The sequence below is a fragment of the Aeromonas sp. R2-4 genome, from assembly GCF_040908365.1.
GTDB classification, from domain to species: domain Bacteria; phylum Pseudomonadota; class Gammaproteobacteria; order Enterobacterales; family Aeromonadaceae; genus Aeromonas; species Aeromonas veronii.
In genome coordinates, this window is the sequence record NZ_JBFODO010000001.1 from 12,859 (window position 1) to 29,364 (window position 16,506).

The 16,506-nt window shown below is 61.8% G+C and carries 14 protein-coding genes and 1 pseudogene; 1 reads left to right on the forward strand and 14 read right to left on the reverse strand.

What is annotated here, in order from left to right; genetic code table 11:
* Nucleotides 1-78 precede the first annotated feature (78 nt).
* The 14 genes and pseudogenes from gspJ to AB5Z05_RS00140 form a co-directional block, all read right to left on the reverse strand.
* A pseudogene (gspJ, locus tag AB5Z05_RS00075) lies at nt 79-726 on the reverse strand (type II secretion system minor pseudopilin GspJ); the annotation flags it as partial.
* The gene (exeI, locus tag AB5Z05_RS00080) at nt 723-1,082 is read right to left on the reverse strand and encodes a GspI family T2SS minor pseudopilin variant ExeI (protein WP_021229089.1); all 360 of its coding nucleotides are present in this window, start codon (nt 1,080-1,082) and stop codon (nt 723-725) included. The gene exeI and the pseudogene gspJ, both read right to left, overlap by 4 nt.
* A complete protein-coding gene (exeH, locus tag AB5Z05_RS00085) occupies nt 1,079-1,651 on the reverse strand; it encodes a GspH family T2SS minor pseudopilin variant ExeH (protein ID WP_182939152.1) in 573 nt (190 codons plus the stop codon). The genes exeI and exeH overlap by 4 nt, the downstream gene beginning before the upstream one ends.
* A gap of 38 nt (nt 1,652-1,689) precedes the next feature.
* A complete protein-coding gene (exeG, locus tag AB5Z05_RS00090; RefSeq protein WP_005338297.1) occupies nt 1,690-2,121 on the reverse strand; it encodes a GspG family T2SS major pseudopilin variant ExeG in 432 nt (143 codons plus the stop codon).
* A gap of 97 nt (nt 2,122-2,218) precedes the next feature.
* Entirely contained in the window at nt 2,219-3,439 is a 1,221-nt protein-coding gene (exeF, locus tag AB5Z05_RS00095; RefSeq protein WP_005338296.1) for a GspF family T2SS innner membrane protein variant ExeF, read from the reverse strand.
* Nucleotide 3,440: 1 nt separating this feature from the next.
* Nucleotides 3,441-4,946: a GspE family T2SS ATPase variant ExeE gene (gene exeE, locus AB5Z05_RS00100; RefSeq protein WP_368149815.1), complete on the reverse strand. Its 1,506-nt coding sequence runs from the start codon at nt 4,944-4,946 to the stop codon at nt 3,441-3,443.
* On the reverse strand, nt 4,946-6,985 hold the full coding sequence (gene exeD, locus AB5Z05_RS00105; protein WP_159143319.1) for a GspD family T2SS secretin variant ExeD: 2,040 nt from the start codon (nt 6,983-6,985) through the stop codon (nt 4,946-4,948). The genes exeE and exeD overlap by 1 nt, the downstream gene beginning before the upstream one ends.
* Before the next feature lie 21 nt (nt 6,986-7,006).
* Complete coding sequence (exeC, locus tag AB5Z05_RS00110) at nt 7,007-7,840, reverse strand: GspC family type II secretion system variant ExeC (RefSeq protein ID WP_110303038.1); 834 nt, start codon at nt 7,838-7,840, stop codon at nt 7,007-7,009.
* A 227-nt stretch (nt 7,841-8,067) separates the two neighbouring features.
* Nucleotides 8,068-8,763 (reverse strand): GspB family T2SS assembly factor variant ExeB, encoded by a 696-nt coding sequence (exeB, locus tag AB5Z05_RS00115; protein WP_368149816.1) that lies wholly within the window; start codon nt 8,761-8,763, stop codon nt 8,068-8,070.
* Nucleotides 8,763-10,331, reverse strand: coding sequence for an ExeA family protein (locus tag AB5Z05_RS00120; RefSeq protein ID WP_368149817.1), 1,569 nt, complete (start codon nt 10,329-10,331; stop codon nt 8,763-8,765). The genes exeB and AB5Z05_RS00120 overlap by 1 nt, the downstream gene beginning before the upstream one ends.
* A gap of 327 nt (nt 10,332-10,658) precedes the next feature.
* Nucleotides 10,659-12,104 (reverse strand): HD domain-containing phosphohydrolase, encoded by a 1,446-nt coding sequence (locus AB5Z05_RS00125; RefSeq protein WP_368149818.1) that lies wholly within the window; start codon nt 12,102-12,104, stop codon nt 10,659-10,661.
* A gap of 49 nt (nt 12,105-12,153) precedes the next feature.
* On the reverse strand, nt 12,154-13,275 hold the full coding sequence (locus AB5Z05_RS00130; protein WP_335875202.1) for a beta-ketoacyl-ACP synthase III: 1,122 nt from the start codon (nt 13,273-13,275) through the stop codon (nt 12,154-12,156).
* 54 nt (nt 13,276-13,329) lie between these two features.
* Complete coding sequence (locus AB5Z05_RS00135; protein ID WP_335875203.1) at nt 13,330-14,493, reverse strand: VWA domain-containing protein; 1,164 nt, start codon at nt 14,491-14,493, stop codon at nt 13,330-13,332.
* Nucleotides 14,494-14,496: 3 nt separating this feature from the next.
* Complete coding sequence (locus tag AB5Z05_RS00140; protein WP_005350058.1) at nt 14,497-15,339, reverse strand: MoxR family ATPase; 843 nt, start codon at nt 15,337-15,339, stop codon at nt 14,497-14,499.
* Nucleotides 15,340-15,498: 159 nt separating this feature from the next.
* Between AB5Z05_RS00140 and cysK the strand changes: the two genes are divergently transcribed.
* Nucleotides 15,499-16,467 (forward strand): cysteine synthase A, encoded by a 969-nt coding sequence (gene cysK / locus AB5Z05_RS00145; RefSeq protein WP_005338267.1) that lies wholly within the window; start codon nt 15,499-15,501, stop codon nt 16,465-16,467.
* Nucleotides 16,468-16,506: the final 39 nt, after the last annotated feature.

The following is a 16,506-nucleotide window of genomic DNA, read 5'->3' on the forward strand; positions in this document are numbered from 1 at the left end:
ACCATTACCGCCATTGGTATTGCCGTTGTTCCCGTTGTTGTTGTTGTTGTTGCCACCTTGGTCGGGGTTGCTGCTCTGGCTGTTCTCTTCGGCGCGCTGGCCACCGGCGCCAATCAGGAACTGACGGCGAATGGTGCCGTAATCTTCCAGATCCAGCTCTACCGCCAGCCCGTGGGGCAGCACGCTGCGCTGGGTCCACTCCTCTTTCCAGTTGCCCTTGTCGAAGAAGTAGAGGCGAAACGCCGTGACCCCCGTCAGCACCGGCTGGATGCGCGGCTCGGTGCCGATCACCGGATCCGGATAGAGGTAGCTCAGGCGCTCCAGCTTCTGATCCTTGAGACGCCAGCCGACCCGCTGCAGATGGGAGCGGGGCAGCATGCCGTCCGGGTTGAGCCAGCCGCTGCGCATAAAGGCCATGCCCCAGTCATCGCTCTGCTGGCCGAACCGGGAAGCCGCCAGCAGCACCTTGTTGTTCTCCCCCTCGATGCGACCGCTGCGCGGCACCATCTGGGTGATGTCTCGCTCCAGCAGGGTGAAGGCGAGCTGCAATTCGTTGAGGCGGGTCTCCTTGCGCTTGGCCACCTCGTCGCTGGTGAGCACCCCCTGCAGCACCTGATAGGCGCCCATGCTGAGAGTGGCGAAGATGGCGATCGCCACCAGCATTTCGAGCAGGGTAAAACCGGCGTGACGGACGGGGCGAGGCGTGCGGGCAACGTTCTGGGTCATCGGCTGATATAAGTCCGCATCATGGCGACCGGGTTCTCGGCTTTGGCCTCGGTACGCACTTCCATATCGAGTGCCCGAAAGTTGTTGTCGGCGGTGGCGACGCCGCGATAGCGCCAGTACCAGGTGCTGCCCGCCATCTGCTCATCCCCTTCCACCCAGCTGTCGCCGGGCCACTTGTTCTCGAGCTTCTGCTGCACCAGCTGGTTCTCTACCACCCAGGTGGCGAGTGTCTTCTGCTCCAGATAGTTGAGGGCCGAGAGGTGTTCGCTGGCGGTTTTCATTACCGCCAGCCCCGCGATGGCAAAGACTGCCAGCGCTACCATCACTTCGAGTAAGGTCATCCCGCGGGCTTTCATTCGCTCACCTCTTCATCTTCATCGCCGGTGAGCAGGGTGAGGCGGCCGAACTCGTCTCCTTTGACGATGCGGGTGTAGCGGGCATCCTCATCCTGCTGGGTGAAGGTGAGCACGAACGGGCTCAGCTCGCCGCCCGGGAAGATCAGTAGCTGCGGCGTGCGCTCCTTCTCGTCGCGCTTCTGTTCGGTTTTCTCGTCGGAGTCCGGCTGCCAGCCAAAGCCTTCCAGCTCCAGCGCCAGCGTCATGTTCTCGGCCAGTTGCACCGGCCCCAGTTGCTTGTCGCCAGTCAGGGCCAGCCACTTGCGATCCTTGGCCTGACGCTGCATAAACTGCCAGCCGTTATCCTCGATGCGAATGCCTACCAGACGACCATCCATCACCGCATACTCCTGCGCCAGCTGCAGCGTCGCCATCAGGCGACGCGCCTGCTTGTCCAGCTCCCTATCCCCTCTGGCGCCACCCATGCTGAGGGTGACGGCGGTGGCTACCAGCCCCATCAGCATGGCGACCAGCAACACTTCCAGCAGAGTAAAGCCGGATTGGCGATGAAAGGAGAGAGAGCGCTTCATGCAGTCAGCTCACAAGGAGTGCGGTGGCGGCATATCACTTATTGGAAATCCTTCAGGTTCCAGTTGCCGATGTCGTCATCGGTACCGGCTTCACCATCCAGACCCATGGAGAAGATGTCGATCTTGCCGAACTGGCCCGGGCTCAGCAGCTGGTACGGGTTGCCCCAGGGATCTTGCGGCAGGCGCTTGATGTAGCCGCCATCGCGGTAGCTGCGCGGCGCCGGATCGATAGAAGGCTTGGTCACCAGCGCGTCCAGACCCTGTTCGGTGGTCGGGTAGCGGTTGTTGTCCAGCTTGTACATGTCGAGGGCGTTTTCCAGCGCCACGATATCGGAGACCGCTTTCTGCTGGTCAGCTTTCTCCTTGTTGCCCATCAGGTTGGGCACCACCAGACTGGCCAGAATGCCGAGGATCACGATGACCACCATGACTTCCAGCAAGGTAAAACCGGATTGACGACGTTTGTTCATGAGTTGCTCCGTAACAAATGAGATGGGATGGCCCATCAGAGAGTGATCACTGGGTGGGTTCGACGGGCCGCCAGCGGCGCCACCGAACACCGGAAACTTACATATTCACCATATTGTTGAGCTCGAGGATCGGCTGCAGGATCGACATCACGATAAACAGCACCACCCCGGCCATGGAGACCACCAGCATGGGTTCGAACACCCCGAGGGCGATATTGACCTGGGATTCAAACTCCCGATCCTGGTTGTCTGCAGCCCGCTCCAGCATGCTGTCTAGCTCGCCGCTCTGCTCGCCGGAGGCGATCATGTGCAGCATCATGGGCGGGAAAATCTTGGTCTCGGTCAGCGACTTGCGCAGACTGGTCCCCTCGCGCACCCGTTCGGCGGCCTCGAGAATGCGCATTCTGGCAAAGTCGTTGGAGAGCACTTCGCCGGAGATCTTCATCCCCTCCAGCAGCGGTACCGCACTGGCGTTGAGGATGCTTAACGTACGGGCGAAGCGGGCGGTGTTGAGACCGCGGCTGACCCGGCCAATCACCGGCAGGCCGAGCAGCACCTGATGCCAGCGTCGGCGACGCTTTTCATCGGTGAGCCACCAGCGCCAGACAAAGCTGCCAAGGAAGATCAGCAGCAGGAACCAGAGGCCGTAGGCCTGCATCAGTTCGCTGGTGCCGATGAGAAAACGGGTGGTGCCCGGCAGCTGCTGGCCCATGTGTTCAAACTGGGCCACTACCTTGGGTACCACGGCGGTGAGCAGGATCGATATAACCCCGATGGCGACACAGGTGAGCACTATGGGGTAGATCATCGCCTGCAGCAGCTTGGTGCGCATATGCTGGCGCTGCTCTGTGTAGTCAGCGAGACGGTTGAGCACTTTTTCCAGATGGCCCGATTTTTCACCGGCCGCCACCATGGAGCGAAACAGCTGGTCGAACACATGGGGGAAGGCACCCAGCGAGTCGGCCAGCGAATAACCTTCCACCACCTTGCTGCGCACGGTCGCCACCAGAGAGCGCAAGTGGGCCTTTTCGCACTGCTCGGCCACCGCTTTGAGCGCCTCTTCGATGGTGAGACCGGCCCCCACCAGGGTGGCCAGCTGACGGGTGATCAGTGCCAGTTCGGCAGTGCTGGCACCACGCCGAAACAGGGCGAAGCGGGTCGCTTCCCGTTTCGCCTTCTCGGTGGTCTCGTTCACCTCGAGGGGGGTGAGCCCCTGTTCGCGCAGCAGCTGGCGTACCTGACGGGCCGAGTCGCCCTCCATCACGCCGCTCTTGCTGCGCCCCTTGTTGTCGAGGGCCTTGTATTCGAATGCCGCCATCTCAATCTTCCCGGGTCACGCGCAGTACCTCTTCGAGGCTGGTCTGCCCCTTGAGGACCTTGTCGATGCCGTCACGGCGGATGCTGGGGGTGTGGCCGCGGATCAGCCGCTCGATGGCGAGCTCGCCGCTGGCACTGTGAATGGCTTCTCGCACCGCTTCGTCGATCACCACCAGCTCGTGGATGCCGGTCCGGCCACGGTAGCCGGTGTGGTTGCACAGCTCGCAGCCTACCGGACGCCACACCTGCTGATCGGGAGCCAGCTCCATGCCCATGGCGAGGCGCTCCTGCTCGGTGATGGGGCGCGGGGCGCGGCAATCGGGGCAGAGGGTGCGCACCAGCCGCTGGGCCAGCACCGCCAACAGCGACGAGGAGAGCAGAAAGGGCTCGATCCCCATGTCCCGCATCCGGGTGATAGCGCCGATGGCGGTGTTGGTGTGCAGGGTCGACATCACCAGGTGACCGGTCAGCGACGCCTGTACCGCGATCTGGGCGGTTTCCAGATCTCGAATTTCCCCCACCATCACCACATCCGGATCCTGACGCAGGATGGCGCGCAGGCCGCGGGCGAAGGTCATGTCCACCTTGGTGTTGACCTGGGTCTGGCCCACCCCTTCGAGGTCATATTCGATGGGGTCTTCCACTGTCAGGATGTTGCGATCCCGCGAGTTGATTTCAGACAGCGCCGCATAGAGGGTGGTGGATTTACCGGAACCGGTCGGGCCGGTGACCAGAATAATGCCGTGGGGCTTGCGAATGAGCTCGCTGATGATGGTGCGGTTGGCCGCGGTCATCCCCAGCTGCTTGAGCTCGAGGCGCACGTTGTTCTTGTCGAGCAGACGCAATACCACCCGCTCGCCGTAGCTGGACGGCATGGTGGAGACCCGCACGTCGACGGCGCGGCCGCCGATCCGCAACGAGATACGGCCATCCTGCGGTACCCGCTTCTCGGCGATATCCATTCGCGACATCACCTTGATCCGCGAGACCAGCAGTGAGGCCAGCTTGCGATGGGGGCGCAGGATCTCCCGCAGTACCCCATCGATACGAAAACGGATCACCAGTGCCCGCTCGAAGGTCTCGATATGGATATCGGAAGCCTCCTCCTTTATCGCCTCGCTCAGCATGGCGTTGATGAGGCGAATGATGGGGGCGTCGTCATCGGCGTCCAGCAGATCTTCGCTTTGCGGCAGCTCTTCGGCCAGGGCGAAGAAGTCCATCTCGTTGCCGAGATCTTCCATCAGCTGGCGCGCCTCGGAGGAGTCGCGCTGGTAGTGGGCCATCAGCAGCTCTTCGAAGGCCTCGTTGTCGAGTTGCTCCACCGCGAAGCTGCAACCCGCGACCCGCCGCACTTCCAGCAGGGCTTGCGGGGTGACGCCAGGGCGGCACTGCAGCACGGGGGCGCCCTCCCGCTCAATCAGGATCACCCCGAAATTGCGGGCAAAGACAAAGGGGAGCTCGGGCAGTGGCGCAGGCCCGACACTTCCATCCAGATGGTAGGCACTCATCAGGGCTTACTCTGCACAAACGGGGTGGTGGTCTCGACAGTGCTTTGCTGTCTGCTCCGCATCTCGTTGATCTGCTTCTGGATCTCTTTTTGCAGCTCTGGCGACACCATCACATCCTGGCCGTAGGCAGGCAATACCTGACGGGCGGGGGAGGTGAGATACCCCTCCTGCGAAGCGGCATTGAGCTGCTCGGCGCGGAACAGGGAGTACTTGTTGCTGGAGACACCGGTATAGACGTCCGCATCACGCAAGATGGTTGGCCGGATAAAGACCATCAGGTTGCGCTTGGAGGTGGTGTTGGAGGTGGAGCGGAACAGATAACCCAGCACCGGGATATCGCCAAGCAAGGGCACCTTGGAGACCTGCTCCTTGGTCTGTTCGTCCATCAAACCGCCCAGCACCACGGTTTCGCCGCTTTTGACCAGCACCGCGTTCTTGACGGTACGGGTATCGAAAGTGGGGCCAAGGTTGGCAGTACCGGTCGCCTGGGTCTGGGCGACACTGGAGACCTCCTGCTCGATATTGAGCAGCACCGAATCCCCTTCGTTGATCTGCGGGGTCACCACCAGCTTGGTGCCCACCGTCTTGCGCTCGATGGTGTTGAACACCTGATCGCTGGTGGTGGAGCTTTGCGAACCGCTCTGGACCGGGACCTCCTGACCGACGTTGAAAGAGGCCTCCTTGTTGTCCATGGTGACGATACTCGGGGTGGAGAGAATATCGTTCTTGGTATTGGAGGCCAGCGCCGTGGCCAGCATGGCCCAGTCGCCGTGATAGAAACCGGCGGCCATACCGTTGAACTCTTTCAGCAGACCGGCAGCGGTGTCGGTCTTGCCATTCTGGTAATCCTTGCCCGCCGCAATGGCACTGCCGAGGGGCAGACCTGAGTTGGTGAACTGGGTGCCACCGCCGTTGGCATTGCCCCACTGGACGCCAAGGGTGAGGCCGTCGCCATCCTGCATCTCGACGATGATCGCCTCCACCAGCACCTGGGCGCGGCGGATATCGAGCTTGGCCACCACCTGCTCCAGTTCGGACATCACGTCCGGCTGGGCGGTGATGACCAGCGCATTGGTGGTCTCGTCGGCTGAGATGGCCAGCTTGCCACCGCCGATACTGGCGCCACCTGTGGTTGCGCCGCCGCCCTTCTTGTCGGCCTCGATGCTGGAGCTGACCCCCTTGAGCACCTCGACCATGTCTTTGGCCTTGCCATATTTGAGGTAGAAGACCCGGGTGTTGCCCTGGCTTTGCAGGTCGCGGTCGAGCTGGCGCACCATCTGGATGATGCGGGCGCGCGCTTTCGGCTCACCACTCACCACCACAGAGTTGGTGCGCTCGTCGGCCACCACCTTGGGGGAGAGCAGCAGGGAGGCGGTGCCGCCCTGGGGGTTGCCATCCTTGTTGAGGTTGGTCACCAGCCGCACCATTTCACCTGCCGAGGCGAACTTGAGCTTGATGATGTCCACATCCTGATCGCCGGCGCGGTCGACCCGGTTCACCACCTCCACCAAGCGGTTGACCACGGCGGCGCGGCCGGTGATCAGCAGCACATTGGAGGGCTCGTAGTGCACCACGTTGCCACCACCGGCGTTGTCGTTGAGCTGGCGCAGCAGTGGCGCCAGTTCACGGACCGAGACGTTGCGCACCGGCACTACTCTAGTCACCATCTCGTCGCCGGAGCCCGGGTTGCTGCCATCCACCACCGGAATGGCGGAGGTCTTGGCATCCCGCGAGCGCAGTACCTTGAGCACCCCGTTGTCCATCGGCACCACGGCAAAGCCGTAGACGTCGAGCACGCTCAGGAAGAACTGGTAGTACTGCTCCTCATTGAGCAGGTCGTAGCTGCGCACGTTGATCTTGCCGCGCACCGAGGGCTCTATGATGATGGTTTTATTGAGGTTCTTGCCCACCGTATTGATGAACTCTTCAATGTCGGCGTTCTTGAAACTGGCAGAGTATTCGGTGGCCCAAGCTGAGCCCGCCATCATCAGTGCCGCTGCGATAGTGGCCAGACGCCAGCTTTTCCCTTTAGTGGTCATTATTGGTACGACTCCAAATCATTATTCTGACAAGCGCACATAGATGTCGAACTGTTCGCCCTGTCGCTCGACGGTCACTGTCATTTCCGTTGCGCCAGCCATCTGCTGCATCGCCTGCATGGCTTGCATGTTGTCCCGTAAATCCAGCCCGTTGATGCTGATGGCCAGGTCATTGGCCTGCAGCCCGCTCTGGTTGAAAAACTCAGGATTGCTGCCCGGGTTGAGGCGATAGCCGGTCATGCGGCCATCCACCTGAACCGGTGAAATATTGAGGTAATCGGTGATCTTGCCCGGATCGGCCATCAGCTCGCTGCGTAGGGAGCCAAGGGGGGCGGTGTTGGTCTGCGGCAGCGGCTTGCCATACTCCTCGCCATCCAGCATCAGGGTCTCGTCGCGGCCATCCCGCTCGATGATCACCCGATCCGGATAGACCTGCCGGATCCGCGCCTGGGTGCCGTCAATCATATCACCGACCCCGTAGGAGTTCTGGATGCCGGACATGGCGATGATGGCGATGGATTTGGCGGGATCCGAGCTTGCCAGCACCCCGTTGAGCTGGGCATTGAGCTGGGTACGCGGCGCATTGGCGGCCACGGCGGCTTTGGCCTGTGCCTTGGGGATCGCCTTGCCAAACAGCGCCAGTCGGCTTACCTCGCCCAGTTCAAGGCGCGGGTTGCTCTGGCCGCTGACCGCCACGGCGGAGGGTTGCCACGGTTGGCTGGTTTGCGGGCTTGCCAGGGTGAGCAGACGCCAGGTGAGGGCGGCGCTCTGCTGGGCCAGCATGATCAGCAGCGCCAGAAAGGCCACCTGGGTGACTCTGGTCATGGGAAGCCGCCGGCACTGGGCCAGCAGCATGGTCAAGATGTCATCCCTGAATCGTAGCGTCATATTAATCAACAAATTCCAGGCTCTGGGGCGGCTGCGTATTGTGTACGGCCGGTGGCTGCGACACAACGGGTCCGGGCGCGCCAAACCGTAAAAATGGATATTTCATCACACCGTAAACCTTTGAATGCTCACAAAAGTGGCACTCAGGTGAGGTGCATCCTGCTTGCCAGCGAACATCAGGGTACGGTACGTACTCACCCTCGCCAATCCTGCAGCGCCTTGAGGGTCACGTTCTGTCCGGCGACCTGCAGCACTATGTATTGCTGGTCGATAGTGGCGAGCACGACCCCCGGGGCGATTTCGCTCCCCTCCCGGTATTCCCGGCCATTGAGCACTACGGCGCGCTTGGCGGGGTTGGAGGAGAATACATGAGAGCCGTAGCTCAATTGCGGTACCTGCTGGCGCACCGACTGGGGTGCCGAGCCCAGCGCCATCAACTGGGCCGGTTGCACGTTGTTCTGGCCGGTGGCGTGTGGCGTCTCCTGCAATGGCGTTTCATTGAGGGCTTTCATCAGCTGCTCGGCCAGACTCAGCGCGGGGGTATTCCCCTGACTGGTCCCCTCGTTTTTGGCCACTGCTCTGGGTTGGGCCACCGGCTCCGGCAGGGGCGGGGGCAGCGGACGAGTTACCATCGCCTTGGGTTCGACCCGCACGAAGGGCGGGGTGATCACCTCTTTCACCTCCACCTTCTCCTCGATGGGGCGCAGGTGGATCAGATGCCAGCCATAGTTGGCGCCAGCCCCCAGCAGCAAGGCTAGGGGAGCCAGCAGCCAGCCGATGCGGCGTGGGGTGCGCTCCTCTTCCCGAGGCATGGGCAAGCCCATGGCCGGAATATGGGCGGAGAGTTGCGGTTGCTGCGCACGGCGCAGCGCCTTGAGCAGGGTAGACATCAGGAGGCCTCCTCCAGTCTGGGCATGGGTTCACCGGAGAGGGCGTTGAGACGCAGCAGGGTGTTGCTGCCCGCGATGCCATCAGGGGTGAGCCCCTGATCTCGCTGGAACTGCTGCAGCTTGTTCTTGAGCTCGCCATCGAAACGGCGCACCTTGCGCTCGGGTTGTTGCAGCGCACGGCTCAGGGCGTTGTCGAGCCACTGGATCAGGGTCTGACCGGCATTGCTGGCGATCAGGCTCACCCCCCCTTTCGGCATGCGCCAGAGCAGGGTGTAGCTGCCGCCCCAGTTGTCGCTGAGCCACTGGCGATCCACCTGCCAGCTCTGGTCACCTATCATCAGGCTGGCCTTGTTCGGCCCCAGATTGACCAGAGTCGCGTAGTAGAGGCCGCCAGTCTGGTCAGTGAGTGTGATCATGGCGGGATACTGCAGGGCGCGCAGCTCGTCGAGGCTTGCCTCTCCCTCCTGACAGCGCAGACCGGCACGGGGCGCGTTGTCACAGGTTGCCTCGAACGGTTCCGGTTCATAACCCCAGACCCGATAGAGATTCTGCATGGCGCTGTCGGGGTCGATGGCCTGATTGATCGCCTCGGTCAGCTGCTCCTGCTGCTCGGCGGTCTCGTCGATGGTGACCGGCACCTCGACCTTGACTACCGGACGGGTGGGGAACACGCCGAAAAATTGCCAGCCCCACCAGCCTGCGGCCACCAGCAGGGCGCCCGCCAGCGTCACCATCAGACCGGAGGCCCAGCTCCCTTCGTCCCGAACGCCATTGACCTCGAAGGCGGCCTGGCTGATATCGCTGTGGACAATCTTGTAGCTGCCACGGGCGAAAGCGGCGATCAGGGCGCGGTCACAGATGAGGTTGATGAAACGGGGGATGCCGCCACTCAGGCGATGAAGCGTCTTGATGGCGCGCGGGGTGAAGATGGGTTGTACGCAGCCTGCAACTTGCAGCCGGAAGCGGACGTAGGCATCCACATCGCTGGGAGAGAGCGGCAGCAGGTGATAGCGGGCGGTAATGCGCTGGGCCAGCTGGCGCAGCAGGGGTTGGCGCAGCATCTGTTGCAGCTCGGGCTGACCGATCAGCACCACCTGCAGCAGTTTTCGTTCGTCGGTTTCGAGGTTGGTGAGCAGACGCAGCTGCTCCAGTACGCCGGGCAGCAGGTGCTGCGCCTCATCCACCAGTACCACGCTGCGCTTGCCTGCCGCCAGGTTGGCCAGCAGGTGATCGCGAATAAGGTCGAACAGCCGCTTGATCCCGGCATCATCGGGATAGGGGAGTTGAAACTCGTCGCAGATGGCGGCCAGCAGATCCCGTTCGGTCAGGGAGGGGTTGAGGATGTAGGCGATCTCGGTCTCGGCGGGGAGCTGTTGCAGCAGGCAGCGGGAGACGGTGGTTTTGCCAGTGCCCACTTCGCCGGTCAGCAGCACAAAGCCGCCGCCATCCTGCAATCCATAGTTGAGATGAGCAAGGGCTTCGCCGTGGCGCTCGCTCATATAGAGGTACTTGGGATTGGGCGAGATGGAAAACGGGTGTTCCGAGAGGCCGAAGAACTGTGTGTACATGAGGGTATTCTTTTGTAGCCGGCGACAGATGAAAAATGTCTCCGGATGATAGCAAACCTCGCTTTCATTGGAAGCCATCATTGGCGCCGGAGGGCAAATTGCGGCCTTTTCCTGCCATCTTGTGATCCCGGTTGCGTCATCGGCACGAATCCGGATCACAAAATGACAAAAAATAGCTGTAAATAAAGGGAAATATCAATATGGGGACGGCGTGGCAAAGGCCGTCAGCATGGTGCTGAGTCGGCCATGGTCAGACCTGTTTGTGTACAATTTATGACGCCGGTTGCCCTGTCAGCCATCAGGGCAAGCTGGTCGGCATGTACTTGCTCAGTAGTGATCCTGAAACTGCGCGGCAATCTCCCTGAACTGCGCCTCGCAAGCGAGAAACGCCGCGACAATGCCGGGATCAAAATGGCTGCCGCTCCCCTTCACGATGATCTCCTTCGCTTCCTCATGGCTGAAAGCAGGTTTGTAGACTCGTTTCGAGATGAGGGCATCGTAGACATCCGCTACCGCCATCAAGCGCCCGGAGAGGGGAATATCCTCACCCGCCAGCCCAGCCGGATAGCCGCTGCCATCCCACTTTTCGTGGTGGGTGAGGGAGATCTCCCGGGCCAGCCGCAAGAAGGAGTTGGAGCCCAGCTGCGCCTCGGCACTCGCCAGCGCATCGGCGCCGATCTGCGGGTGGCGCTTCATGATGGCGAACTCCTCGTCGGTCAGCTTGCCCGGTTTGAGCAGGATGGCATCGGGAATGCCCACCTTGCCCACATCGTGCAGCGGGGCCGACTTGAACAGCAGGTCGATGGTGGCGTCATCGAGCGGATAGCGATCCCAATCGCTGCGACTGAGGTATTGCGCCAGCGCCTTCACATAGTGCTGGGTGCGGATGATATGGGCGCCGGTCTCGTTGTCCCGGGTCTCTGCCAGCGAGGCGAGGCCGAGGATGGCCACGTCGCGGGTCAGGTTGAGCTCGTCACTGCGGGATTTCAGCTCGCCGATCATCTGATTGGTACTGGCGGCGATAAGACCGAACTCGTCATCTCGGGTGACCGGCACCCGGGCGTCGAAGTCACCGCACTGTACTCTGGCCATTGTGCGGGTCTGCTGGCGCAGGGATAGGCCGAGATTGCGACCATACCCGTGAATAATGAGGGCGAGATAACAGAAGGTCACCGTCATCACGAAGGAGATCTCCCACAGGATGTAGTGCTGGGCATCGACCCTCGGCAGGCTGCGCCCCACCGTCACCAGCCACTCCAGATCCTTGTTGAACAGCAAGAAGAAGACGCCGCCCAGCAGGGTGAGGGTCGCCAGGGTAAAGAGGGTGAACTTGCGTGGCAGCGGCATGGCCAGCGGGTGGCTCAGCGCCAAGCTCTGCTCGGCTTGCCGTGCTCTGGCCCGATGCAAGTCCCGCTCCAGAGTCAGATCGGCAGCCACCAGAAAGCCGAGGGTGGTCATCCCCAGCAGCACCTTGAGGTGACTCTCCAGCGGGAAGTCGTGGGCCAGGGCGTTGTAGCCCGACAGCAGCAGTGCCCCCAGCAGGTAGAAACCCACCTCCAGTCCAAACCCGTCCAGCCCGTTGCGCGGCAGGGGCCGCCTTGAGAGCAGCCAATTGCGCACGGCAAACATGATGGCAAACGTCACCAGGGTCGGCCCCAGCAACTGGGGCAGGGTGAGACTCTCGAGAAACGGGCAAACCTGCCAGCCATAGAGACAAAATAGTGACAGGGTTACCCCGTAGTGCAGGGCGCAGCGCCCCGTGATCCTCTGCATATTCCCACCCATGTTGCTGGTTATTGTTATGTCGGCGGGAGGCCCGCCATTACAGGCGTCGCAGCAGCAAGCTACCGATGGAGTAGCCAGCGCCAAAGGAGCACAGTACGCCGCGAGCCCCCGCAGGAAGGTCGCGATTGTACAGATGAAACGCGATGATGGAACCCGCCGAGCTGGTATTACCATAGCTATCAAGAATGACCGGCGCCTCCTGCTGGCTGGCATCGTGACCGAGCAGCTTGCGACCGATGAACTGGTTCATGGTGAGGTTGGCCTGATGGAGCCAGAGCCGGTTAAGGCTCTCGGCGGGCCAGCCCTGCTCATCGAGCTGGCCGGCAATCTGGTCGCACACCAGCGGCAACACCTCCTTGAACACCTTGCGCCCCTGCTGGCGAAACAGCTTGTCGTCGCCGTAGCGGGTACGCGGGCTCAGCCGGTTCAAAAAGCCAAAGTTGTTGCGGATGTTGTTGGAGTATTGGGTCACCAGCTTGCTTGCCACCAGTTGCCAGGGGTTGGCCACCTTGCAATCGGCTACCCGCTCCAGCAGCACGGCGGTGCAGGCATCGCCGAAGATAAAGTGACTGTCTCTGTCCCGGAAATTGAGGTGCCCCGAGCAGATCTCCGGATTGACCACCAGCGCCACGTTGGCGCTGCCTGCCGCCAGCATGTCGGCGGCTGTCTTGATCCCGAAGGTGGCAGACGAGCAGGCCACGTTCATATCAAAGGCCATGCCGCTCGCCCCCAGATAGTGCTGCAGCTCGATGGCCAGTGCCGGATAGGGGCGTGGCATGTTGGAGGCGGCGACGATCACCAAATCGATCTCGCCCGGCTCGCGGCCGGCGGCGATCAGCGCCTGCTCGGCGGCGGCCACCGCCATCTCCACCATGATGGAGGGCATCTCATCGGGCCGCTCCGCCAGCAGCGGCTGCATGATGTCGGGGTTGAGCACCCCCTCTCGGCTCACCAGATAACGACTCTTGATGCCGGATGCCTTCTCGATGAATTCGCAACTGGAGTGCTGCTTGGCGGGGAGTTGGCCGGCATCGATGGCGGAGGCGTTCTCCTCGTTGTAGAGATCCACATACTGGTTGAAGGCGGCCACCAGCTCTTCATTGCTGACGGCAAAGGGTGGGGTATAGAGGCCTGAGCCACTGATCACGATAGAGGTCATCTTTGCTCCTCGCCGGGTGCGTTCCCGGCTTGTCGGTTTATAGGGGTGAGAGGGTTACAGCTGGTCGATCGCCGCAGCGAGACCCGCCAGAGTCAGCGGATGCATCCGTCCGCCAACCACATCATTCATCAGCTTGATGGAGGGGTGCCAGAGCCACTCCCGTCGCGGGGTGGGATTGATCCACACCAGTTTGGGGAAGTGCTGCTGCAATCGGGTAAGCCACACCTGACCCGACTCCTCGTTCCACTGCTCGACACTGCCGCCCGGCCAGGTGATCTCGTAGGGGCCCATGGTGGCATCCCCCACCAGGATCACCCGGTAGTCGCTGCCATAGGTGCGCAGCAGCCGCAGGGTATCGAACCGCTCTTCAAAGCGGCGGGCGTTATCCTTCCAGACGAAGTCATAGAGGCAGTTGTGAAAATAGAAGTACTCCAGATGCTTGAACTCGTGGCGCAACGCGGAGAAGAGGCGCTGCACCTCTGCCACGTGGGCATCCATGGAGCCCCCCACATCGAAGAAAACCAGCAGCTTCACCCCGTTGTGGCGCTCGGGCCGCAGCTTCACATCGAGCCAGCCCTGGCGGGCAGAGCTTTTTATGGTGTCGTCGAGATCCAGCTCGTCGGGATTGCCTCTGCGCACCCAACGCCTGAGTTTGCGCAGCGCGAGCTGAATGGCGCGCTGGCCAAGCGGCGAGTCATCGCTGAAGTTGCGATAGTGACGGGCCTCCCATACCTTGGCCGCCTTGCCGTGCTGCCCCTCTCCACCCATGCGAACGCCCTCGGGGTGAAAACCGCCATGGCCAAACGGGCTGCTGCCACCGGTTCCCACCCACTTGTTGCCGCCGGCGTGGCGCTCTTTCTGCTCGCGCAAGCGCTGGTTGAGGGTTTCCAGCAGCTTGTCGAGTCCGCCGAGGGATTTGAGCAGCGCCTTCTCCTCTGGGCTCAGCAGTCGCTCGAACTCCTTGCGCAGCCACTCCTCGGGCAGGCTCTCCGGCAGCAGGGGAATGGCTTCCAGCCCCTCGTAGTATTCGGCGAAGGCGCGATCGAAGCGATCGTAGTGGGCCTCGTCTTTTACCAGCAGGCAGCGGGAGAGCTGGTAGAACTCCTCCATATCGACAGCAACCAGCCGGGCAGCCAGTGCGGCGTGCAAGTCCAGCAGTTCGCGCAGGCTGCAGGGGAGCTTGTGGCGGCGCAGATGGGTAAAAAAGTCGATCAGCATGGGTCAGCTGCCGCGCCGGGCCAGAAAGGCGAGCTTCTCGAAGAGATGCAGGTCCTGCTCGGTCTTGAGCAGGGCGCCATATAGCGCGGGCACCAGCTTGCCGGGCTCGCGGGCGCGCATTGCCTCGGGGGCGATATCGTCGGCCAAGAGCAGGCGGATCCAGTCCAGCAGCTCCGAGGTGGAGGGTTTCTTGCGCAGTCCCTCTACCTCGCGCAGCTCGAAGAAGAGCTCCATTGCCTCGCCAAGCAGGCTCTCCTTGAGGTCGGGGTAGTGGAGTTTGACGATGGCCTGCATCTCGGCCTTGTCGGGGAAGCGGATGTAGTGGAAGAAACAGCGGCGCAGGAAGGCGTCCGGCAGCTCTTTTTCGTTGTTGGAGGTGATGATGACCACAGGCCGCTGGCGCGCCTTGACTCGTTCGCCGGTCTCGTAGACGTCGAACTCCATCCGATCCAGCTCCAGCAGCAGATCGTTGGGGAATTCGATGTCGGCCTTGTCGATCTCGTCGATCAGCAGCACAGGTCGCTGCTCGGCACTGAAGGCCTGCCACAACTTGCCTTTACGAATGTAGTGACTGATATCGGCCACTCTGGGGTCGCCGAGCTGGGAGTCCCGCAGCCGGGCCACCGCATCATATTCGTAGAGTCCCTGCTGAGCCTTGGTGGTGGACTTGATATGCCAGGCAATGAGGTCGGTGCCGAGATGGTCGGCGACCGCCTCTGCCAGCACCGTCTTGCCGGTGCCCGGCTCCCCTTTGATCAGCAGCGGTTTTTCGAGGGTGATGGCGGCATTGACCGCCATCTTCAATGCATCGGAGGCGAGATACTGGCTGCTTCCTGAAAATCCCATAACGTCGGTTCCTTTGACGATTGGCGCCCTGAGTCAGGGGCCAGAGAGAATAAGCTCTATATGTTGTAATACCATATGGTTATAACGAATAGTCACTTCTCATTCAGAAACCACAGGGTAATCTTGTTTCATCGTCGTAACAAACACAGGGATAGCGCCATGAGCAAAATTTTTGAGGACAACAGCCAGACTATCGGTCACACCCCGCTGGTTCGTCTCAACCGTGTTACCAAAGGTCGCGTGCTGGCCAAGATCGAGAGCCGCAACCCCAGCTTCAGCGTCAAGTGCCGTATCGGTGCCAACCTGATCTGGGATGCCGAGAAGCGCGGCATCCTGACCAAGGGTAAGGAGATCATCGAGCCCACCAGCGGCAACACGGGTATTGCTCTGGCCTTTGTCGCGGCGGCTCGCGGCTATCCCATCACCCTGACCATGCCGGCCACCATGAGCCTGGAGCGCCGCAAGCTGCTCAAGGCGCTCGGTGCCAATCTGGTGCTGACCGAAGGGCCCCTCGGCATGAAGGGAGCCATTGCCAAGGCCAACGAAATCCTCGAGTCCGAGCCGGGCAAGTATGTGTTGCTGCAACAGTTTGAAAACCCGGCCAACCCGGAGATCCACGAAAAGACCACCGGCCCCGAGATTTGGGATGCCACTGACGGCGAAGTGGATGTGTTCGTAGCCGGGGTCGGTACCGGCGGTACCATTACCGGGGTCTCTCGCTATCTGAAGCAGACTAAAGGCAAGGCGGTGGTCTCTGTCGCGGTTGAACCGGCGGAGTCGCCGGTCATCAGCCAGAAGCTGGCCGGGGAAGAGATCAAACCGGGCCCCCACAAGATCCAGGGGATCGGCGCCGGCTTTATCCCGGGCAACCTGGACCTCTCCCTCATCGATCGGGTGGAGAAGGTGACCAGCGATGAAGCCATCGAGATGGCTCGCCGCCTGATGGAGGAGGAGGGGATCCTGGCCGGTATCAGCTCCGGTGCTGCGGTGGTGGCTGCCAGCCGTCTGGCCGAGCTGCCGGAATTTGCGGGCAAAACCATAGTGGTCATCCTGCCGAGTGCGGCGGAGCGTTACCTCTCCAGCGCCCTGTTTGCCGGGGTGTTCAGCGAGCAGGAGCTGCAGCAGTAACTGATCGGAATCTTTCAAAACAGCGGCGCTCCCAGGAGC